The 21,740-nt window shown below is 69.3% G+C and carries 16 protein-coding genes and 1 tRNA gene; 7 read left to right on the top strand and 10 right to left on the bottom strand.

Going from position 1 to position 21,740, the window contains the following annotated elements:
• The first annotated feature begins 21 nt into the window (after positions 1-21).
• On the top strand, positions 22-1,467 hold the full coding sequence (locus DDE10_RS08810) for an MFS transporter (RefSeq protein WP_284734535.1): 1,446 nt from the start codon (positions 22-24) through the stop codon (positions 1,465-1,467).
• Positions 1,468-1,499: 32 nt separating this feature from the next.
• Positions 1,500-1,892: a YkvA family protein gene (locus DDE10_RS08805; protein ID WP_114952399.1), complete on the top strand. Its 393-nt coding sequence runs from the start codon at positions 1,500-1,502 to the stop codon at positions 1,890-1,892.
• Here the strand turns inward: DDE10_RS08805 and DDE10_RS08800 are convergent, their stop codons facing one another.
• Both DDE10_RS08800 and DDE10_RS08795 read right to left on the bottom strand, forming a co-directional pair.
• Positions 1,893-2,204, bottom strand: a complete 312-nt coding sequence (locus DDE10_RS08800) for a hypothetical protein (protein ID WP_114952398.1) — start codon at positions 2,202-2,204, stop codon at positions 1,893-1,895.
• The gene (locus DDE10_RS08795; RefSeq protein ID WP_114952397.1) at positions 2,201-2,947 is read right to left on the bottom strand and encodes a queuosine precursor transporter; all 747 of its coding nucleotides are present in this window, start codon (positions 2,945-2,947) and stop codon (positions 2,201-2,203) included. Before DDE10_RS08795 ends, DDE10_RS08800 begins: the two co-directional genes overlap by 4 nt.
• 58 nt (positions 2,948-3,005) lie before the next feature.
• On the opposite strand from DDE10_RS08795, the gene DDE10_RS08790 reads away from it, so the two are divergent.
• Positions 3,006-3,082, top strand: a tRNA-Arg gene (locus tag DDE10_RS08790).
• 265 nt (positions 3,083-3,347) lie between these two features.
• Here DDE10_RS08790 and lysA read toward each other — a convergent pair.
• Both lysA and DDE10_RS08780 read right to left on the bottom strand, forming a co-directional pair.
• On the bottom strand, positions 3,348-4,622 hold the full coding sequence (gene lysA, locus DDE10_RS08785) for a diaminopimelate decarboxylase (RefSeq protein ID WP_114952396.1): 1,275 nt from the start codon (positions 4,620-4,622) through the stop codon (positions 3,348-3,350).
• A 90-nt stretch (positions 4,623-4,712) separates the two neighbouring features.
• Complete coding sequence (locus DDE10_RS08780; RefSeq protein ID WP_284734534.1) at positions 4,713-8,024, bottom strand: TonB-dependent receptor plug domain-containing protein; 3,312 nt, start codon at positions 8,022-8,024, stop codon at positions 4,713-4,715.
• Between DDE10_RS08780 and DDE10_RS08775 the strand changes: the two genes are divergently transcribed.
• Together DDE10_RS08775 and DDE10_RS08770 are read left to right on the top strand one after the other, a co-directional pair.
• On the top strand, positions 7,999-9,528 hold the full coding sequence (locus DDE10_RS08775; RefSeq protein WP_284734533.1) for an MFS transporter: 1,530 nt from the start codon (positions 7,999-8,001) through the stop codon (positions 9,526-9,528). The two genes, DDE10_RS08780 and DDE10_RS08775, sit on opposite strands and share 26 nt — an antisense overlap.
• Entirely contained in the window at positions 9,525-10,562 is a 1,038-nt protein-coding gene (locus DDE10_RS08770) for a serine hydrolase domain-containing protein (RefSeq protein WP_114952394.1), read from the top strand. Before DDE10_RS08775 ends, DDE10_RS08770 begins: the two co-directional genes overlap by 4 nt.
• Here DDE10_RS08770 and dacB read toward each other — a convergent pair.
• Positions 10,559-12,028, bottom strand: coding sequence for a D-alanyl-D-alanine carboxypeptidase/D-alanyl-D-alanine endopeptidase (dacB, locus tag DDE10_RS08765; RefSeq protein WP_114952393.1), 1,470 nt, complete (start codon positions 12,026-12,028; stop codon positions 10,559-10,561). The two genes, DDE10_RS08770 and dacB, sit on opposite strands and share 4 nt — an antisense overlap.
• 137 nt (positions 12,029-12,165) lie before the next feature.
• Here dacB and DDE10_RS08760 point away from each other — a divergent pair, with 137 nt between their 5' ends.
• Together DDE10_RS08760 and DDE10_RS08755 are read left to right on the top strand one after the other, a co-directional pair.
• Positions 12,166-14,217, top strand: coding sequence for a S9 family peptidase (locus DDE10_RS08760; RefSeq protein ID WP_114952392.1), 2,052 nt, complete (start codon positions 12,166-12,168; stop codon positions 14,215-14,217).
• Positions 14,214-16,052 (top strand): amidohydrolase family protein, encoded by a 1,839-nt coding sequence (locus DDE10_RS08755; protein WP_114952391.1) that lies wholly within the window; start codon positions 14,214-14,216, stop codon positions 16,050-16,052. The genes DDE10_RS08760 and DDE10_RS08755 overlap by 4 nt, the downstream gene beginning before the upstream one ends.
• A gap of 17 nt (positions 16,053-16,069) precedes the next feature.
• On the opposite strand, the gene DDE10_RS08750 is transcribed toward DDE10_RS08755, so the two are convergent.
• The 5 genes from DDE10_RS08750 to dgcN are packed head-to-tail and all read right to left on the bottom strand — an operon-like array spanning position 16,070 to position 21,674.
• A complete protein-coding gene (locus tag DDE10_RS08750; protein ID WP_114952390.1) occupies positions 16,070-16,900 on the bottom strand; it encodes a phytanoyl-CoA dioxygenase family protein in 831 nt (276 codons plus the stop codon).
• On the bottom strand, positions 16,893-18,143 hold the full coding sequence (locus DDE10_RS08745; protein ID WP_114952389.1) for a dicarboxylate/amino acid:cation symporter: 1,251 nt from the start codon (positions 18,141-18,143) through the stop codon (positions 16,893-16,895). The genes DDE10_RS08750 and DDE10_RS08745 overlap by 8 nt, the downstream gene beginning before the upstream one ends.
• Positions 18,140-19,693: an N-acyl-D-amino-acid deacylase family protein gene (locus DDE10_RS08740; RefSeq protein WP_349356536.1), complete on the bottom strand. Its 1,554-nt coding sequence runs from the start codon at positions 19,691-19,693 to the stop codon at positions 18,140-18,142. The genes DDE10_RS08745 and DDE10_RS08740 overlap by 4 nt, the downstream gene beginning before the upstream one ends.
• Positions 19,690-20,685: an N-acetyl-D-Glu racemase DgcA gene (gene dgcA, locus DDE10_RS08735; protein ID WP_114952388.1), complete on the bottom strand. Its 996-nt coding sequence runs from the start codon at positions 20,683-20,685 to the stop codon at positions 19,690-19,692. Before dgcA ends, DDE10_RS08740 begins: the two co-directional genes overlap by 4 nt.
• Positions 20,643-21,674, bottom strand: coding sequence for an N-acetyltransferase DgcN (gene dgcN / locus DDE10_RS08730; RefSeq protein WP_114952387.1), 1,032 nt, complete (start codon positions 21,672-21,674; stop codon positions 20,643-20,645). The genes dgcA and dgcN overlap by 43 nt, the downstream gene beginning before the upstream one ends.
• Positions 21,675-21,740 lie beyond the last annotated feature (66 nt).

The following is a 21,740-nucleotide window of genomic DNA, read 5'->3' as shown; positions in this document are numbered from 1 at the left end:
CGAGGCGCAGATGGAGGGACGTTGACTTCCCAGCTCGCCTTCACCTGCGATCGTGGCATGGCGGACGTGCGGCGCGGCGACGATGGCGCGCCCGCGCATCCTCGGATGGTGCTGGCCACCTGCATCCTCGCCTCCAGCCTCGCCTTCATCGACGGATCGGTGCTGAACGTCGCCTTGCCTGCGATCGGCCGCAGCTACCAGGCGGCAACGGCCGAGCTGCAGTGGGTGATCAACGGCTTCCTGCTTCCCTTGTCGGCGCTCCTCCTGATCGGCGGGGCAGCCGGCGACCATTACGGCCGGCGCCGGCTGTTGGTCGGCGGGATCCTGCTCTTCTGCGCCGCCTCGCTGCTGTGCGCGGCGGCGCCGGGCCTGGAAATCCTGCTCGCCGGTCGCGCGCTGCAAGGCCTCGGCGCCGCGATGCTGCTCCCCAACAGCCTGGCCGTGCTGAGCGCTGCCTTCTCCGGCGCACGGCGCGGCGCCGCGGTCGGCACCTGGGCGGCGGCGGGAGCGATCTCGGCCGCGGCGGCGCCGCTGCTGGGGGGCTGGCTGGTCGACACCGTCGGCTGGCCCGCCATCTTCCTCATCAACCTCCCCTTCGGGCTGGGCGCCGTCTGGCTCGCCCTGCGCTACGTCCCGGAGAGCCGGCTCACGCGGCGAACGCCGCCGGATTGGCCCGGCGCCGTCGTCGCGACGATCGCGCTGGGCGCCCTGACCTGGGGATTGACCGCCTGGACGGCGAGCGCCTCGACCGGCGCCGCCGTCCTGCCCGCCTTGATCGTCGGCATCGCCGCGAGCCTGCTCTTCCTGGCGCTCGAGCGGCGCCGAGGAAGCGAGGCGATGGTGCCGCTCGGGCTGTTCGGATCGCGCCCCTTCGTCGGCCTGACCCTGATGACCTTCCTCCTCTACGGCGCGCTGAGCGGGCTGCTCGTGCTGCTGCCTTTCACGCTGATCGAGGGGCTGGGCTATTCGGCGGTCGCGGCCGGGACCGCCCTGCTCCCTCTGCCGATCCTGATCGCCGCCGGCTCGCCCTTCATGGGACGGCTCGCCGCCCGGATCGGACCGCGGCTGCCGCTCACCTTCGGGCCGATGATCGTCGCCGCCGGCTTCCTGCTCGGCCTTCGGATCGAAGCGCAGGCGAGCTACTGGACTTCGGTGCTGCCGTCGCTCGCCCTGATCGCAGCGGGCATGGCGGCATCGGCAGCGCCGCTCACCGCCGCGGTGCTCGGCGCGGTGGACGGGGGCCATGCCGGAACCGCTTCGGGTCTCAACAGCGCCGTCTCGCGCACCGGAGGCCTGATCGCGACCGCCCTTATCGGCACGGTGCTGGCGCGGCAGGACGGCGCACTCGTCCAAGGCTATCATGACGCCGCCATCGTCGGTGCGGCACTGGCCGCGGCGGCCGGCCTTTGCGCGCTGGCGACCCTCGGCGGGCAGGCGCCGGAACGGATTGCGGCGCCGAACCGCTAGGGTCATGACGGCGGAGGAGGACACAGAGCGACATGCTGCCGAGAAGGAAGCCGCGCAGCCGGCCCTCGCTGGCGAAGCGCATCGGCATCGAGGCCCATGCCGTCTGGCTGACGGCGCGCGATCCGCGCGCGCCGTGGCCGGCACGGCTGGTCGGCCTGCTGGTGGCGGCCTATGCGCTGTCGCCGATCGATCTCATCCCCGACTTCATACCGATCCTGGGGCTGGTCGACGACCTCATCCTCGTTCCCGCCGGGATCTGGCTGTTCCTGAAGCTGCTTCCGGAGGGATTGTACGAAGAGCATCGCGCCGTGGCCGAGGCGGCGGCGGAGCGCCCGCGCAGCCGGACCGGCATCCTGCTCGTCCTCATCTTGTGGGTTCTCGCCGCCTGGCTGGTCTGGTCGCTGCTCAGCTGGAGCTATGACTGATCAGCGCAGCAGCTTCGTCCACCGCGCCACCGCGAAGAGGAGCGCCGGCCACAGGCACGTCACCCACAGATCGTGCCAGGCGAGATCCCAGTGCAATCGCTGACCCGCACTCCAGCTGTCGTAGAGGTCCCAGGCTTCGCCAAGCATGGCGACGACGATGACCGCCAGGAGCGGCTTGGCGTCCCGCGGACGCGCCCGGAAGATGGCGATGGCGAGAAGGAAGACGAGCAGGCCGATGCTCATGTGCATCGCGTCCTTCGACAGGCCGACGGTGCCGGCCAGCCAGACCTTGGCCGCCTGATAGTCGCTCATCGCGAGGTTCCCAGCGACGCGCGGAAGGGCGAGAAGTCCGTCCGCTCGTCATAGACGTCGACGCCCTCGCGGCGCTTGAGGAAGCCGACCACGGCATAGGTGAACGGGGTCAATAGTGCCTCCCACGAAACCTTGAGCGCCCATTGGGTGAGCAGCACGATCACCAAGGTCGAATTGTCCCACTGGCCGTAGAAAGCGAGCGGGTAGAAGATCAGGCTGTCCACACCCTGCCCCGCCACCGTCGATCCGACGGTGCGCGTCCACAGATGCCGGCCCTTCGTCCACACCTTCATGCGGGCGAGGACGTAGGAATTGACGAACTCGCCCGCCCAGAAGGCGATCATCGAGGCAAAGACGATGCGCGGCACCTGGCCGAACACCTGCTCATAGGCGGCCTGGCCGGTCCAGTCGTCCGCGGGCGGCAGCGCGACGACGGCGTAGGACATGAAGGCCATGAACATGAGCGCGCCGAAGCCCGCCCAGATGCAGCGGCGCGCGCGCGCATAACCATAGACCTCGGTCAGCACGTCTCCGATGACGTAGGAGACCGGGAAGAAGAGGATGCCGGCGCCGAACGGCCATTCCCCGATACCGGGCAAGTCGATCACCGCGACCTTGCCGGCGCCGAGCACGTTCGACAGCAGCAGCACCGTCACGAACGCCGCCATGACGAAGTCGAAATAGCGCAGCCGCTCGCCCGCCAGGGCCGAGGCCTCGATCGCTTTCACCCTTCCCCCGCTCATGGTGTCTCGCAGTAGCGCAGTTCCGCTCGCGGCCAAAGCGGGTTAGAGGAGCGGCCGGGCGCCCGTAGCTCAGCCGGATAGAGCACGAGCCTTCTAAGCTTGGGGTCGCAGGTTCGAGTCCTGCCGGGCGCGCCAATCCTCGACTGTCCGGTCCGGACACAGAGGTGACACAACGTACCTGAGACATGGGTGACAAGCTCGGCCCGAACGGACTGTCGAGGGTTGGCGCTACGGGTTTTCTCCAACGGCATGCGCCTGACCTCTCCGTCCGAGGTTCCGCCGCTGGAGGCGGCGCCGCCCCCCTCAACAGCCTCAGCCGTCATTCGCCACCGCCGCCGTCGAGCGGCTGAAGCGAAGCTGAAGCGTTCGATCGTGCACGGAAGCGGCTCGTCGTCGCGCCTCAGCGCGGGGCGCGGCCGAGCCAGTCCGGGACACGTTCATCGGCGAGGAAGGCCTCGTCGTCCCGGCGCGGCCGGACGAGAGCCCAGTCGCTGCCGTCGACGAGCACCTCGGGCGCGAGCGCGCGCGAATTGTAGGTGTTCGACATGGTCGCGGCATAGGCGCCCGCCGTACGGATGGCGACGAGATCGCCCGCCTCCACCCGATCCATCGTCCGCGATACCGCGAACATGTCGCCGCTCTCGCAGACCGGCCCGACCACGTCCGCCGTCATCTCCTCGCCCCGCGGCGCGACCGCCTGAATCTCGTGCCACGCGTCGTACAGCGTCGGACGCATCAGGTCGTTCATGGCGGCATCGACGATGACGAACGGATATTTGGGACCGGGCTTGATGCGGATGACCTCGGTGAGGAGCAAGCCGGCATTGCCGACGATCAGCCGGCCCGGTTCGAAGATCAGCCGCACGTCCCAGCCGCGCGTCAGCCGAGTCACCATCGCGCCATAATCTCCCGGGCTGGGCGGGGGCGGGAGCGCGGGATCATATTGGACGCCAAGTCCGCCGCCGAGATCCGCGACCCGGATCCGGTGGCCCTCGGAGCGCAGCTGGGCGATCATCGAGCCCAGCCTTGCGATCGCCTTCTCGAGCGGAGCGAGACTGGTGAGCTGGCTGCCGATATGCACCGCCAGGCCCCTGAGTTCCACGCCGGGCAGGCTCCGCAGCGCGGCGCAGACGGCGGGGGTGTCGCCGATCGGGATCCCGAACTTGTTGTGGGCCGCACCCGTGGAGATCTTCGCGTGGGTCCCGGCGTCCACATCGGGGTTTACGCGGATCGCGACCGGCGCGGTCCGGCCCATGGCGCTCGCGACCTGCGAGAGCATTTCGGCTTCGACGAAGGATTCGAGGTTGAACTGGCAAAGCCCGCCGGCGAGCGCCTGACGCATCTCACCGGCGGTCTTGCCGACCCCGGAGAAGACGATCCTGTCGGTGGGGATGCCGGCGGCGCGGGCGCGCTTATATTCGCCGCCCGAGACGACGTCGGCGCCCAGCCCCTCCGCGGCGAGCGTGGTGAGGACCGCGATGTTGGGATTGGCCTTCACCGCATAGGCGATGAGCGGATCGTCGAGCGAGGAAAGCGCCTGGCGCAGCGCCCGCGCCTGAGCGCGCATCGCATTGGCCGAGTAGACGAAGACCGGCGTGCCGACCGCTCGCGCGATCTCCGGGAGGGGCACGTCCTCGCAATGGGTCACCCCGTCGCGAAGATGGAAATGACTCATCGCCGGACCTCGAAACTGGGGCGCCCCCGCGACGGGCGCGCAAACAGAAGCCGCGGCCCGAAGGACCGCGGCTTCAGGGGAGACACGCGGTCAGCGCAACTGCAGCCGGACGCCAACGCGGAATTGCCGCCCGAGCAGATCGCTATACGTGCTGTTCGCCGCGAGCCCGGTTTCCGGCAGGAGGATCGGGTTCGAATTGAACAGGTTGCTGACGTTGAGGAAGAACTCGCCGCCGCGGCCGAAACCCTCGAAGCGCTGAGTCAGGTTGAGGTCGACGTAGAACGCACCCGAAACGCGGTTGCGCTCATAAGTCCGCGCGTTGACGACCGAAGGGGGGCAGCTCGATTGGCATTCGACGCCGTCGGAGGCATATTTGCCGGAACTGACGCCGCGGCCGATTGCGGTGATGCCGAAATCCTCCGTTTCGTAGGCCGCGCTGAAGCGGAAGATCCACTTCGGCGTGCTGGTTTGGCCACCGTTCACGCCCACCGTATCGAGCACCACCGTGCCAGGTACGCCACTGTCGAAAAGGTTCTCCAAGTAGCGGGTGGCGAGGGCGCGGACGGTGAACGTGCCGTCCGCGCCGTCGAACAGACGATTGAGAGGCAGGCGGTAAGAGGCATCGAAGTCGATGCCGCGAACCTGCTGGCTCGCCGCGTTGAACGGCTGCGTCTGGATGATCAGATAGGGCTGCGCCGGGTTCTGCGTGCGCGTCTCATCGATGCTGATAGCATCGCAAAAGGCCGCTTCCCCCAGGAAGCACAGATTGACGATCTGCTGCGCGCTGAAAGTGCTGATCCCGCTGTTCAAGTCGATGTCGAAATAATCCACCGCGACGTTTAGGCCCGGCAGGAAGGTCGGCGAGAAGACCGCGCCGATATTCCACTGGTCGGATTTTTCCGGCTCCAGGTTCGGGTTGCCGGTCGAGAAGCCCGAATAGCTGTAGCCCGCCTGCACCGGGGAACCCGCTGGGACGAAGGGCGGACTGGTTCCGGTCACGGCACCGGGATTGCTGACCGAATCGCTGTTCGCGGTGCCGGCCTGGAACAGATCGTTGAGGTTGGGCGCGCGGATGTCCCGCGAACGGCTCACGCGCACGCGGAAATCGTCGATAGGCTGCCAGGTCGCGCCTACCTTCCAGGTTGTGACGTAGCCTGCGATCGAATAATCGGTCGCCCGCACCGCGCCGTTGAACTCCAGCCCGAATCCAAGCGGGATCAGGGCTTCGAGATAGGCTTCCTTGACGTCGTACGAGCCGACGCTAGGCAGGTAATTACCCACCGACCAGCGGTTGCGGGCGCCGGTGACGTTGCCGTCGGCATCGACGATCGGCACCGGCTGGAACTCTTCGGGGACGAAGCCGCGGACCTCTTCCTTGCGGTATTCGGCACCGATGGCGATGCTGACCTCACCCGCCCAGGTCGAGAAAGGCGAGGCCGAGACGTTGAAGCCGGCCATCGTTTGTTCGAGCACCTGGTCGCGATAAGGATCGCCCAGCACATATTCGATCGCCGCAGGATTGGCGACACCGAAGCCTAGACGGTTCAACGGCACGCAGGCGGGATCATTGTTGGCCGGATCGGCGTCGACGTTGATCAGGCACTGAATCGAGCCGTCCGGCGCGAAGGCCGCGTCCCGCGCCGCGTTGATCCGCGCGATATTCTGAATGTCGCGCAGCTGCTCGCGCACCTCGGCGCGGCCATATTGGCCATAGACGTCCCAGCGCGCGATGCTGCCGAACGCCTCGAACTCGCCCTCCGCGCCGATCAGGTAACGCTGCACCTCGCGTTGGTTGTCAATGCCCCGGGACGGCAGGTCGGCCGATGTCGTGGCGACGGTCACGCTCGTAATGCCCTGCAGCCGCTCCGCGCCCAGCGTGTTCAGCAGGAAGGCATTGCAGGTGATTGGCACCGGCGTCTCGGTGCAGCCGGTCGCATTGAGCACGATGCCGGTCTGCAGGTTCGGCCCCGCGTTGAAGCGTATCTCCTGCCGGTTGTACGCGGCTTCGGCGAACAGCTCGATGCCGTCCGTGACCTCATAGCTGAGGCGGGCGAAAATGCCCTGCCGGTCATCCTCCGGATCCAGGTTGATGCGCCGCCCGGAATCGTTGACCCGCCAGTCGCCGCCCCGGGTCCGCAGCGGCACCGCGCTGCCGGTGGGCGACGGGAAAGTGAGATCGCCCCAGACGAACTGATTGATCGAGCCACTGCCACCGAAATAGATGCCGCGCAGCGAGTTGGCGGTGCCGCCCGAGGAGTTGGTGATGATGCCGCCAGGGGTCGAATTGGTCGGACCCGCTCCACGGACGAAGATATATTGCGGGGCGCCGGAAGTGGGGTTCGCGAGATAGTCCGGGTTCTCGAATCTCAGGAAACCGATCTGGTTCCAGTCCCGGTCCACTGTGAAGATGCCGTCGCGATGGGCGACCTCGCCGCTCACCAGGATATGGCCGCGCCCGCCCGCGAACGACATGCCGCCCGTGACGTTGAACGAATAATTGAAGCCGTCGCCATATTGGGTGACGCCGGTATCGCCCTCGATCTTCAGCCCCTCATAGCGAGTGTTGAGGATGAAGTTGACGACGCCGGCGACAGCGTCCGATCCGTAGGCCGCGGAAGCACCGCCGGTCACCACCTCAATGCGCGAGATCAGCGCCTGCGGGATGGTGTTGACGTCGACCAGCCCGGTGATCGTCGAACCCACCGAGCGCCGGCCGTTGACCAGGACGAGCGTGCGAGTCCCGTTCGTGTTGTTGTCCAGGTTGCGCAGGTTGAGCACGTTGATGCCCGCCTGCCCGCTCGAGATGTTGAGGCGGGAATTGGAAGGACGCGTCGAGCCGGCGAGCGACGGCAGGGTGTTGACGAAATCGGCGATGTTGTTCGACGGTGCGCCGTTCTCGATCTCCGCTTCGGAAATGACCGTCAGTGGCGTGGGCGCCTGGAAGCCGTCGCGAACGATGCGCGTGCCGGTAACGACGATCGCGGGATCGCTCGAAGTCGTCGGGGCGGCGTCCGCCTGGGCCGCCGCAGCGGCGGTCGCGGCGGCGATCGGCAGGACCTGAACGGGAGCTGGATCGACCGCTCCAACCGCCGCATCCGGGCCTGCGGATGGAGCGGCGGGCGCCGCGGTCTGAGCCTGCGCGGGACCGGCCATTGCCAGCGCGGCGAAGGCCGCCCCAGAAAAAAGCCCTGATTTCAGCGAGATGGAAACACGCATCCGATTAGTCCCCCTAGACGGTACCGAGGTGGCATTAAGTAACAAGAATGAGACAATCGGGCATAGTTTCTGTTGGCCGACCCATAACCTGTCGCCATTGTGGCTGGAGCAGCGAGCGCGCCCTGTGCCAGCATCGCCGCGCGGAGCAGGAAGGGACAGAATGGCGTCGCAAGCAGGGATCAGCATGGCGATGCCGGAACCGGTCGTCCCCCGGGGCCTGGGCCGTCAGGCGCTCTATGTGCTGCTCGGCTTTTCCGCCGGCCTTCCCTTCTACATGTTCTCGACAATCCTCTCGCTCAGGCTCCAGGCGCATGAGGTCGGCCTCGTCGTCATCGGCTTCTTCGCCTGGGTGCAGTTGCTGCCGACCTTCAAGTTCCTGTGGGCGCCCCTGCTCGACCGATACGAGGTCCCCGGCTTCGGCCGCTTCTGGGGCCGCAGGCGCGGATGGATCATGCTCGCCCAGCTCGGCATCTTCGTCTCGATGGCGGCGATGGGCCTCACCTCGTCGGACACCCATCTCGGCATCACTGCCCTGTTCGCCGTCCTGCTCGCCTTCTGGACGACGACGCTGGAAGTCGCCGCCGACGCCTGGCGCATCGAGCTGGCGCCAACCCAGGAGGAGCAGGGGCCGATCGCTGCCGCCAATCTGTGGGGCTATCGCACCGCCATGGTCGCGGCCGGCAGCGGCGCGCTGCTCGTCGCCGATCTGCCCGGCTGGGGCTGGACCGGGGCCTATCTCGTCATCGCCACCGCCGCCTTCCTGCCCTTCCCCCTGCTGGCCGCGATGCGGCCGGATCCGGGCCATGGCGGCAGCCGCTGGCAGGCGTTGGCCACCGGCCTCGTCGCCACCGTCGCGATACTCGGCGCCGCCGTCGTCGCGGTCGCGGCGATCGGCTGGCTCCTGCTCGGGGCCGCCTCGGCCGCCGGGATCACAAGCGAGACCAACGTCACCCCGGTCGTGCTTGTCATCTGCATGGTGCCGTTCCTGATCATGGCCGCGGCGCTGCCGAAGATCCGCAAGCTCCCGCCGACGGCGCCGGCGCGCCGCTCGGTCGCGATCGGACCCTATGTCGACTTCTTCTGGCGCTACGGCTTCATGGCGCTGGCCCTGATGGCATTCGTCTCGATCTACCGGATGGGCGACGTGCTGGCGCTCAACCTGTCGAAGCCGATGATCCGCGAGCTGGGTTATTCGCTTACCGCGATCGGTCTCGCCGACAGCTATGTCGCACTGGTCGCGAGCATCGTCGGCGTCGGCCTCGGCGGCTGGATGGCGGCCCGCTGGCGGCTGCCCTGGACGCTCGCCGTCGGCGCCTTCTTCGCCGCGCTGGGCAATTTCGGCTTCGTCTGGCTCGCCCATCAGCCGGTCGACGGTGCGGCGCTCTACGTCGCCACCGCCGCCGACCAGTTCGGCAACGGCATGGCCGGGGCGGTCTTCGTCGTCTATCTTTCGATGCTGGTGAACCCCGCTTTTCCCGGCGCGCAATATGCCTTCCTGTCGGGCTTCGCCTTCCTGCTGCCGAGGCTGCTGTCGGGCGCGGGCGGCGGCATCGTCGAAGCCTTCGACCGCGCCGGCTTTCCGGGGTTCGATCTCTTCTTCCTCCTGTCGGGCGTGCTGAGCCTGGCAGCCCTGCTCTTCCTGCCGCTCATTGCCCGGGCACGACCGCGGCCTTCGGACTCGCCGGCATGATCGACGAGGCGATCGGCCGGGCGTTCGCGCCCGCGGCGGCCGCGGTCGCCGAAGGCCGCATTCCCGGCGCCACGCTCGGGATCGCGACCGCCGACGGCCGGCGCGCGGTCCGGGTGACCGGGATGGCCGCCCTGCTACCCGAGCCGGAGCCCCTGACCGAGCAGCACTGGTTCGACCTGGCCTCCGTGTCGAAGGTGATCGCCACCACCACCATGATCCTGAAGCTGGCGGAGGAGGGCCGAATCGACCTCGACCGGCCGCTGACCGACGCCATTCCCGACCTTCGCCAATACGACGTCGCCGGCGCCCCGGAGCGCCGGCTGACGTTCCGCGACTGCCTCGCCCACCGCACCTTCCTGCCGGCGGTCGAGCCGATCTACACTTATGGCGACGATCCGGACCGGTTGCGCGCCTTCGTCCTCCAGCGCGAATGGCGCCACGGGCCGCCCGTCTATTCCGACATCAACTTCATCCTGCTCGGCATCGCGATCGAGCGGATCACCGGCTCGCCGCTGTCGGCATGGCCGATAGGTCCTGGCCTCGGCTTCGGTCCGCCGCCCGGTCCGGCGGTCGCCACCGAGGCCTGTCCCTGGCGCGGGCGGGTGATGAAGGGCGAGGTCCATGACGAAAATGCCTGGGCGCTGGGCGGCGCACCCGGCCATGCCGGACTGTTCGGCACAGTCACCGGCGTCCTCGATTTCGCCGCCGGCCTGCTCGACGACAGCGGCGCGTCGCCCTTCATGCTCGAGGCGATCCGCACCCCCGTGCACGAGCACCGCACCTCGGGCTGGGAAAGGCGGTTCGACGGCTGGCCGGGCGGGGATTCCTGCTCCGGCGAGACGATCGGCCACACCGGCTTCACCGGCACAGGCCTGTGGCTGGATTTCGGCCGCGGGATCGCCTGGACCCTGCTTACCAACCGCGTCCACCCCACCCGCCATCGCGAGACGGAGATCATGGAGCTGCGCCGCGCAACCGGCGATGCGGTGATCACGGCCTGGGACGAGGTCGGCCCGGATCGGCCCGGCGCCTAATTCTCCGCCGCGATCAGAGCGAGCGTGCGATCCATATGTTCGGTCGCACCGGCATCGCCGGGAACGTCGTTGGCATAAAAGGAGAATATGAGGGTGCGGCCGCTGCGCGCGGTCAGATAGCCGGACAGCGCGTTGGTCGCGTTGAGCGTTCCCGTCTTGGCGAAAAGGCGTCCCTCCAGCGGCGTTCCGCGGAAGCGGCGAGCGAGCGTTCCGTCCACCCCGGCCACGGGGAAGGTCTCGCGCCAGGCCGCGCCCCAGGGCTGCGCCGCCGCCCAGCGGAGGAGCGAGGCGATCGACCGCGGCGAGAGCCGGTTGTAGGTCGACATGCCCGAGCCGTCGGAGAGGTCCCAGGCGGTCCGCGGCACGCCGGCCTGCGCCATCATGCCGGCGATGGCGGCGACCCCGTCCTCGATCGAGCCGGAGCCGGCGTTCAGCCCGAGGCGGCGGATCAGAAGCTCGGAATGGAGATTCTGGCTGACCTTGTTCACATGGGTGAGGTCGCCGGCCAGCGGCGGCGGGGTCAGGCGCGCCAGGGCCTCCGGCTCCCCCGGGCGCGGCGCGGGCCCCCCGGTGCGCTTGGCGGGATCGTCGGCTTCGGGGGCGAACGGCCGATGGCGCGCCTGCACCTCGCCGGTGATCCGCACGCCCCGCGCCTCGAGCAGGGTGCGCAGCCGCCAGGCGGCGAAATGGGCGGGATCGTCGATGCCGAGCCGGAGCGTCTCCGGCTCGGCGCCGGCAACGATCGTTCCGGTGAGGCGAACCGTGCGGCTGTTCGGCATGCGGTGAAAGCGCAATTCGGTCTCGCCCTCGGCCGCGGTGGTGGCGGCATTGACCAGCTCGTAATAAGGGAGCTCGACCGCCGGGCGTTCGCCCGGCCGGCCCGGCGTCACGCGCATCACCAGCTCGTTGTCGTCGATGGTGAGGGCGGAGATGGCGGTCCCATACCGGCTCTGGATATTGTTCCAGCTCATTCCCGGGCTCCAGCGCTGGTCGGGAAAGAGCGTGTCGTCGCCGACGACATGGCGGACCCGCCGGGTTCTCGCCGCAACCGCGTCGGCCAGCGCCGCGAGGCAATTGGTCACGCAATCGGGCGCGCTCGACAGCCGGGCATCGCCCCGACCGGTGAGGATCACGTCGGCCACGCGCGGGCCGTGCTGCTCGAGCCGGACCGAAGCGCCGCCGCGCGCATCGGGCTGATCCAGGCCGGCCATGGTCGCGAAGACGGCCGCGGTGGTCAGCATCTTCGTATTCGATGCCGGGATGAATCGGTCGTCGGCGTTGACCGCGACGAGCTCACGCCCGTCCTCGGTCGTCACCATCAGCCCGAAACGCGTGCCGGGTACGGCTTCGTCGAGGCTCGCCTCGACCCGCTGCTGAAGCGCGGGCTGGACCGCCTCGGCTGGCGCGGCCACGAAAAGAGCAAAGGCCGACAGAGCGGCAAGGGGCGAAAAGCGGGGTGCCTGCATGACCCAAGCCTAGGGCACGACGCGGCCGGAGCAACCCGGCAGGGCTCATTCAGAGCGTTGGCGCCGCTATAACGGCGAGGCATTTCGCGCCTGCCGGTGCTTGCGCCGCCTCGGGCCGGCCGCTTCAACCCATAGCCATGGCATTTCGCACCACGCTTCGACTCTGGCTCGTCGTCTTTGGCCTTGCTCTCGCCCAGCCCGCTTTCGCCGCCGGCGACCGGCTCGCCGAGGCGCTCGCCCTCCCGATCGCGAGCAATCTCGCCGGAGCGCGAGACGCGCCGCTTTTCGCCTGGGTCGAGAATAGGGCCGGGGTGCGCAACATCTGGACGGCGTCGCGCGGCCAGGCGGCACGGCGGCTCACCGCGTTCGAGGAGGATGACGGCGAGGCGCTCTACGACCTTGCCTTCAGTCATGACGGCACCCTGCTCGCCTTCGTCCGTGGCGGCGACGAGGAATTCCCGGACGCGGAAAGTCCAGCCAACACCGCCGCCGCCACGATCGCGCCGGAGCAGCAGCTATTCGTGATCCCCGTCGAGGGCGGCCCGGCCGAGGTCGTCGGCAAGGGCCATAGCCCCATCTTCTCCCCGGACGGCCGGCGTCTCGCCTTCACCCGCCGGGGCGAGATCTGGCTGTGGTCGCCGGGAAGCGAGGCGAGGCGCATCGCCCGGGTTCGCGGCAACGTCGAACGCCTGGCCTGGACCCCCGACGGCAGCCGGCTCCTCTTCGCCGAAGATCGTGGCGAGCATGGCTTCGTCGCTCTGCTCGATGCCGATGGAGGAAGCCTGCGCTATCTCGACCCCGGCCTGGGGCGCTCGATCGAGCCCGTCCTGTCGCCCGACGGAACCCGGGTCGCCTTCATCCGCTCGGTGGCGCCGCCACCCGCCGCGGCGCCGGACAGCGGACCCTACTGGTCGCTGCGCGTCGTCGATCTCGCGACCGGCGCCGGCCGCATCCTCTGGTCGGCGCCGGCGGGCGCCGGCGCGCGCTATTCGGGAACGCGCAGCCGCAACCTGTTCTGGAGCCGCGACGGTCTGATCCTGTTTCCCTGGGAGCGGACGGGCTGGCTCCACGTCTACGCCATCGATGCGGAGCAAGGCGGCGAACCGCGTCCGCTCACCCGCGGCGCGTTCGAAGTGGAGACCTTCCTGCTCGACCAGGGACGGAGCCTTCTCCTCTATTCCGCCAATGCCGACCATATCGATCGCCGCGCCGTCTGGAGCCGGCCGCTGCGAGGCGGCGCGCCGGCCCGGCTGGGCGACGGCGACGACATGCACTTCCTTCCCACCCTCGCCGCCGGCGAGACGGCAGCGATCGAAACCGGTACCTCCAGCCCGGCGCACCCCGTGCTGCTGCGAGCCGACGGCGTCGTCCCGCTCGGCCCGGTGCCCGCCGCTACAGGCTTCGCCGCGCCGGAGGCCGTCCGTTTCCGCGCCGCCGACGGGGTCGAAGTCCATGGCCAGCTCTTCCGCGCGCGCGGCGGCGGACGCCGCCCCGCTTTGGTCTTCATTCATGGCGGCCCGCGCCGGCAGATGCTGCTCGGCTTCCATCCGTCCGGTTATTATTCCCGAACCTATGTCATGAACCAGCATCTGGCCGCGCTCGGCTATCACGTGCTGGCGGTGAACTATCGCGGCGGCACCGGCTACGGACATGCCTTTCGAGAGGCCGCCGGGACCGGGCGCGACGGAGCTTCGGAATATCGCGACGTCCTCGCCGCCGGCCAATGGCTGGCGGCGCGAGCCGATGTCGATCCCGACCGGATCGGCGCGTGGGGCGGAAGCTGGGGCGGATATCTGACGGCGCTGGCCTTGGCCCGGGACAGCGATCTGTTCGCGGCCGGAATCGACCTGCACGGCGTCCACAGCCTGCTGCGCGCCGTGCCGAACTCGCTCTCGCCCGAGGCGCAGCAGCGGGCGCGGCAGCTCCAGTGGGAATCGTCCCCGCTCGGGGCGATCGATCGCTGGCGCTCGCCAGTGCTGCTGATTCACGGCGACGACGATCGCAACGTCGATTTCTCGCAGTCGCTGCTTCTGGCACGCGAGCTCACCGCCCGCGCCATCCCGTATCGAGAGCTCGTACTCCCGAACGAGCGGCACAGCTTCTTCCGGCACGAAAGCTGGCTTCGCAGCCTGCGGGCGACCGAGGCCTTTCTCGATCAGACACTGATGCGCCGGGAGCCCCTGCAATGACCTGGCTGAAGCTCGCCTGCGCGCTGCTCGCTTTGGCCTGCATCGGCGCGGCGCCGGACGGGGGCGTGCTGATCCGCGGCGCCCGCATCTTCGACGGCACCGGTGCGCCGGCCGCGCCGGCCGACGTGCTGATCCGTGGCGAGCGCATCGTCGCGGTGGGCCCAGGGCTTCGCGCGCCTCGCGGCGCGCGGGTCGTGAACGGGCGCGGCATGACGCTGATCCCGGGCCTGCACGACCTGCATACGCACCTTCGGGCACCGGGCTTCGACACGCCGGAAGATCTCGGCAAGGCCTATGCAGGGCACCTCGTCCATGGCGTCACCCGTGCCAACGACTTCTCGGTTTCCGGCGAGATGCTCGCGCCGGTCCGGGAGATGACCGCTTCCGGCGCGGTCGCGGCGCCGAACCTGATGCTCGCCATCCGCCTGGGCGTGCCGCAGGGCCATGGCACCGAATATGGCTGGGGCGACGCCTTCACCCTGCAGGCGACGACACCGCGCGCGGCGCAGATCGCCATGGATCGCGCCCTCGCCTACCGGCCCGACGTCATCAAGGTGTTCACCGACGGCTGGCGCTACGGCCGCTCGCCCGATCTCGACAGCATGAACCTGCCGACGCTGAGAGCCATCGTCGAGCGGGCGCACGAGGCCGGAATCCCGGTCATCACCCACACGGTCACGCTGGAAGGGGCCCGGGTCGCGGCCGCCGCGGGCGTGGACGCGCTCGGCCACGGCATCGGCGACGCGATCGTCGACGACGCGCTGATCGCCCTGATGAGGACGAACGGCACCGCCTACGTGCCGACGATGGTCGTCTACGAGCCGCAGCAGGACCGCGACTTCGCACCGGCGGAATGGCGCCGCCTGCGATCCGGCGAGCGGGCGCGGGAGGAAGCGCGGATGGCGGCGGCGCGGGAGGCGATCCCCGCCTATGAAGCGCGCCGCTGGGAAATCTTGCGCGAGAATCTGCGTCGGCTGAAGGCGGGCGGCGTCCGCGTCGGCATCGGCACCGATGCCGGCATCGGCGGCGTCTATCAGGGCTCCTCGGCGATCCGCGAGATCCGCCTGCTGACCGAGCATGGCTTCAGCGCTGCCGCGGCGCTGGCGGCGGCGACCAGCGTCAGCGCCGCCATCCTCCGGAAGGGCGAGTCGCATGGACGGATCGCGCCTGGACATCGCGCCGATCTCGTCCTCGTCGGCGGTCGTCCGGACGAGCGGATCGAGGATCTGTACGACGTCCGCCGGGTCTTCGTCGGCGGTCGCGAGGCCGATCTGCCGCGACTGCAGGCGCTTCTCGAGACGGACGGGCTCTCGCCGCTGCCGAGCCATCGAATGGCGGGACCGATCGATACCGGCGCGAGATCGGACGGCCGCACGGACCTCGGGACGCTGCCGGTCGAGACGAACGAATCCGGCATCGATCACAGCCATCTCCATCACGTCCGCGATCCCGGGGGACGACTGTTCCTCTACGCCCGGATGGGGGCGGCGCCGCAGCCTTATGCCAATCTCGTCCTCCCGCTCACGCCGGGGGCGATCCATGTTGCCGATGCGCGCGGATTCACCGGCATCGCCTTCGACGCCCGCGGCACCGGCCGCTACGCCCTCCTGGTCGAGAGCTACGGCGTCGGGGCGCGGCAATCGTTCCGGACCGGCTTCGACGTCGGCGAAGCCAGGCGCGAGATAATCATCCCGTTCAGCGCGCTTCGCAGCCCCGATCCGGAGAAAACCCTCGACCTGGCGCGGCTGCGCTCGCTCGTCTTCCGCCTGGAAGGAGAGCCGGGCGGACAGGCGACGCTCGAGCTGGCCAATGTCCGTTTCTACCGGGCACCCTGAAGCCAGAGACTGGCGCGTCAGGGATGATGCGGCTCCGGCCGTTCCCGCAGCGCCTCGTAATGGACGAGGGCGGGCTCGTCGCCCAGCGGCACCGGATTCCCGTCGCGAAAGGCCCATTCGCCCCGGTCGCAATCCTCGGCGCGCACATAGCCGTTGATATAGAAGCGGCGCTGATGATCCGAGCGATTGGGGCCGGAGCCATGGACGAGAAACGGGTTCCACAAAGCGAGGTCGCCGGGCTCGAGCTCGAGCTGGACGATGTCGGCGCCGGACAGGCCGACTCGATCGAGCGCGGCATCCCGCATCGCCGTGCCGAGCACTTCGGTGTCGGTGTCGAGATCGAGATCGCCAAGGACATGGCTGCGCGGCACGAAGCGCATGCCGCCGGAGGCCGAGCCGTGCGGGTCGATGGCGAGGCCTGTCTGCACATAGGAGGTGGCGAGGTTGCGGTAGCACTCGGCTGGCCGGCGGAAGCGTGAGTCCTGGTGCCAGGCGAAGTCGCCGGCCGCCCCGGGCGCTTTCCAATGGACCTGGTTGATGATCTGCTTGACGTCGCCGCCGATCAGCGGCGCGAGCAGCTGAGCAAAGCGCGGATCGAGCCGTACGCGGTCGAGCAACGGCCGGTGGTAGGACGGCCACTGAACCATCTGAACGACCGGGCCGCCGGCACCTTGGGCGATCTTGTAGAAGAGATTGCCGTGGCGGAAGCTGCGGCCGTGGGCCACGCCTTCGGCTTGAAGCCCGTCGATCTCGACGCCGATGTCGGCGACTTCCTCAGGCGAGAAGAAGCCGCGGACGATCGCATAGCCGTCCCGATCCCAGGCCTCCTGATCGACCCGGTCAGTCATCGTCCGCGGAACGCAGCACGTCGTCGTCAATCTCACCCTCCCAACGCGCGACCGTCGTCGTAACGGTGAGGTTCGCGCTCGCGCTCGGAACGGTGCGGGTCATGTCGAGCAGGCGATCGAACGGCAGCACGAAACCGACCACCAGGGCGGTCTGTTCCGGCGGCACGCCCACCGAGGAAAGCACCGCCGCCAGCATGAAGAGCGAAGCGGACGGGACCGGCGCCGTTCCGAAGGCGGCGAGCGAGCCGGTCAGCAGCACGAGGCCGTAGGCGGTGGGCGTCAGCGGGACGCCAAGCGCCTGCAGGCTGAACAGGCTGAGCAGCCCGACATACATGGCGGTGCCGTCCTTGCCGATGCTCGCCCCGATCGGCAGCACGGTCGAGTAGATCGCGCGGCCTATCCCCAGATTCTTCTCCGCCACCCGCATCGCCACCGGCAAAGTCGCGGAGCTGGAGGCGGTGGAAAAGGCGACCGCCAACGCGTCGATGATTCCTCGGAAGAAATGCCGGATGGGGACGCGCGCGAGCAGCCGCAGCATCAGGCTGTGGACCAGCAGGATCTGGATCGCCGACCCGAGCACCACCGCCAGAGCGAGCCAGCCGACATTGACGAACACCGCCGCACCGTTCGCGGCGACCGCATTGGCGATGAGCGCGAACACGCCGAACGGCGTCGCCTCCATGACGATTCCGACGATCTTGAGCAGGACCGCCGTCGCCGACTGGAGCAAGGCGGCGAAGGGCTTACCCGCCTCGCCCGCAACGAGGGTGCCGATCCCGAGCAGCAGGGCGACGAAGATGATCGCCAGCATGTCGCCGCGGGCGAGCGCCTCGAAGATGTTGACCGGCACGATCCCGATCAGTTGCTCGTAGGGCGTCGGCGGCGTGCCCAAAGCGTGGGGCGCGGCGGTGCCGAGCGGTGCGCCTTCGCCGGGTCGGATCAGGCTCGCCACCGCCATGCCCACCGACACCGCCACCGCGGTGGTGAAGGCGAAGAGGGCGATCGTTCGTCCTCCGATCCCGCCGATCCGGCGGGTATCGCCGAGCGTCGTGATTCCGGCGGCGATCGTCACCAGAACGATCGGAACGACGAGCATCCGGATGGCGCGGACGAACAGGTCGCCGAGGAACTGGACGGCGGGCGCCGCCTGTGGCCACAACGTCCCGAGCAGCAGGCCGAGCGCCAGTGCCGCCAGCACCCGCTTCCACAGCGGGATGGCGAACCAGCCGCGAAGCAGCGTCATGGGCAGCTTCCGGCCGGCGTCGCGTGCGGCAGGCCGCGACCCGCGGCCGCCCCGGTCAGCGCGCCGGCGTCGACCGCGGTCACGCCGTTGACGAGCACTGTGCGCACGCCCGACGCAAGCAGGGTCGGCTCCTCATAGGTGGAGCGGGCGGAATAGGCTTCCGGGTCGAAGACCACGAGATCGGCATAGGCGCCCGGCCGCAACCGTCCGCGATCGGTCACGCCGAAGGTATCGGCGGCAAGGGCGGTGCTGCGCTCGATGAAGTCGCGCAAGCCCAGCACGCTTTGCCGGCGGACATATTCGCCATATTTGCGGGCGAAGCTGCCATAAGCGCGCGGATGCCCGCCGGAAGCGTCGGAGCTGGTCATCACCCAAGGCCGACGCATGAAAGCCCCGATATCCTCCTCCGTCTGGTTGAACGACGCGACGGAAGGATCGTGGACCCGGATCACGGCGACCGCCGCGGCGACGGGATCCGCGCCGAGTGCCCGGGCGACCTCGGAGAGCCGGTGGCCGCGATGCTCGCCTTCGGTGATCAACAGCGATTCCGCGCCGCCGCGCCGCCGCAGATTCTCCGCCATGTCAGCGCGTAGGCGCTCGGCGAGGGCGGGATCGCCGAACCGCCTCAGCAGGGCTTCCCGTCCGCCGTCATGCGCCCAGCGCGGCACCAGCGCCGCCGCCAGGCTGGTGCCGGATGCCGACCAGGGATATTGATCGGCCGTGACTTGCTGCCCGGCCCTGCGCGCCGCCTCGATCCGCTCGATGATCGCCGGCGCCTGGCCGTGCACGTCCACGCCGAGCGCCTTGATGTGGGAGATGTTGACCGGCAGCCCCGCCTCGCGGCCGACCGAGATCGCCTCGTCGACCGCCGCAGCAAGGCCGATCGAGTAGGAGGATTCGTCGCGGATGTGGCTGTCGTAGACGCCGCCCCGCGCGCCGGCTTCCCTCGCCAGCGCGACCACCTCGTCCGTCTCGGCGAAGCTCTGCGGCGCATAGAAGAGCCCGGTGGAGAGGCCGAGCGCGCCCTGGCACATCGCCGACGCGACCATCTGCCGCATCCGCGCCATCTCTTCCGGCGTGGGCGCACGGTCGGCGTCGCCGACCACCGCGCGGCGGACCTCGCCGAACCCGATGAAGGCGGCATAGTTGATCCCGACCGGCCGGGTCGCGGCGCTGCCGAGCACCGCGCCGACTTCCGGATCGCCGCCGCCGTCATTGCCGATGAAGGCGGTCGTCACCCCCTGCATCAGGAAGGCCGGGATCAGCCGGGTCCGCTCGTCCTCGGCGCCGAGCTGGTCGCCGATATGGGCATGGGGATCGATGAAGCCGGGCGCCACGATCATCCCGCCGGCATCGATCTCCCGCCCGGCCGGCAGGTCGAGCCGCGGGCCCACGGCCAGGATGCGATCGCCGGAGACGGCGACGTCGCCGACGAACGGCGCATCGGAACCGGTATAGACGGTGCCGCCGCGGATGATCAGGTCGGCCTGTTCCGGCGGCGCGGCCGCGCCGAGCATCGCCGTGGCCAGGAGCAGCGCCATCTGCTTCATGTCTGCGCCGTTCCCCAGAAGCTGGCAGCGGGCGGGTGAATGAAGCCGCCCTCCGTCTTGACCCCGCCCGGACGATCATCCCGAAGCCATATCGGCCCGTCAAGGTCGACGAAGTCCGACAGCATCGCGACGTGCAGCGCCGGAGCGATCGACAAAGAGGAGCTCACCATGCAGCCGGTCATCAGGCCGAGGCCGCAGGCCCGGGCCTGTTGGGCGAGCTCCAGCGCCTCGGTGAGGCCGCCGGTCTTGTCGAGCTTGACGTTGACCGCCTGGTAGCGACGCGCCACGACCGGGAGGTCGGCGGCGACATGAACGGACTCGTCGGCGCAGATCGGGATGGCCGAGCTGAAACCTTCAAGCCAAGAATCCTCGCCTGCGGGCACCGGCTGCTCGAGCAAGGAGACCCGCGCCTCGACCAGCACCGCCTGCATTGCCTCGACCAGAGCACGATCCCAGCTCTCATTGGGATCGACGATCAGATCCGCACGAGGCGCGGCCGACCGCACCGCGCGGATGCGGGCGGCCGGATCTTCGGCATCGACCTTGATCTTCAGCACCGGCGCGCCGATCAAAGCGGCCGCATCGCGAGCCATGGCGTCCGGCGTATCGATCACGACCGTCATGGCGCTTGCCAGCGTTCGCAATGGCGCCCCGCCGGTCATCCAGGCGACGTCGCAGCCGTCGAGCCGCGCCTCGAGGTCCCACAAGGCGCAATCGAGGGCGTTGCGGGCGGCCCCCGGCGGCAGCGCCTCGATGAGCGCGGGCCGACCGGCGCCGCTCTCGATCAGCGGCCGAACCTCCTCGATGGCGGCCAGCGCGCCCTCGATCGTCTCGCCGTAGCGGGGATAAGGGACGCCCTCCCCTCGCCCGACCAGATCGCCCTCGCCGATGGTCACGGTGACCACATCGGCCGCGGTCTTGGTGCCGCGGGCGATGCGGAACGGACGGATCAGCGGAAAGCGATCGTGCTGCGCGTGGAGGATTCGGGGCATAGCTTGTCGAGTATCGCGTCGACGCCGAGGGCGACGGGATCGGTGCAGGGAAGCCCGAGCCGATCCTCGATCGAATCGCACAGCCGGCGAGCGGCCAAGGCGTCCAGGCGCGAGGCGTTGACGCAGATGCCGACCGCCTCCACGTCCGGACTAGTGAGCCGGGCCGCCGCCAAATTGGCCTCGAGACATTCGGCGAGATCGGGGAGCGCGCGGCCCGGAATGCCCCGCATGTGCGGACGCCCAGGCTCGTCGCAAAGGACCAGCGCGTCGGGCTGCGCACCATGCAGAAGGCCGAGGGACACCCCCGCGAAGGAGGGATGGAAGAGGGAACCCTGGCCTTCGATGAGATCCCAGCCGTCATCCGAACGCGCCGGCGCGAGCTGCTCGATGGCGCCTGAAATGAAGTCCGCGACGACCGCGTCCACCGCCACGCCCTCGCCGGCGATCAGAATGCCCGTCTGCCCGGTCGCCCGGAAGTCGGCGCGGATGCCGCGCTGGCGCAACCCCTCGGTGAGGGCGATCGTCGTCACCATCTTGCCGACCGAGCAATCGGTCCCGACCGTGAGCAAGCGGTTGCCCGGCCGTCGCTCGCCTTTCCCCACCGCCAGGTCGGCCGGAGGATCGCGGACATCGAACAGCTCGAGGCCGCGCTGCTGCGCGAGTGCGGCGAGGCGCGGATCGTCACGGAGTCGCTGGTGAAGCCCGGAGGCGACATGGAGGCCGGCTTCCAGCGCGGTCGCCGAGTCCTCGATCAGGTCCGGGCCGAGCTTGCCGCCGGCGCCGGCTATGCCGAGGATCAGCGTCCGGGCCCCGGCCGCCGCCGCTTCCTTCATGTTCAGCCGCGGCAGGCCGAGAGTCAGCGGGCAATCGTCGTGCCGAAATTCGCCGACGCAATCCTCGCGGCGAAACATCGCCATGCCCCGCGAGGTCTTGATGGCGAGCGGATCGGCACTGTGGCCAAGATAAAGGAGGAATGGCGCCGGGATCATCTTGGGATCAAGCTAGACCGCGGCCCGCTCGCCGCGCACATATCCATGCGGCGGCGCGCTATAGCC

Origin of the sequence: Sphingosinicella terrae, assembly GCF_003347635.1 — a bacterium.
GTDB lineage: Bacteria > Pseudomonadota > Alphaproteobacteria > Sphingomonadales > Sphingomonadaceae > Allosphingosinicella > Allosphingosinicella terrae.
Note: the sequence above shows the minus strand (reverse complement) of the source record. Positions and strands in the feature narration are given on the sequence as shown.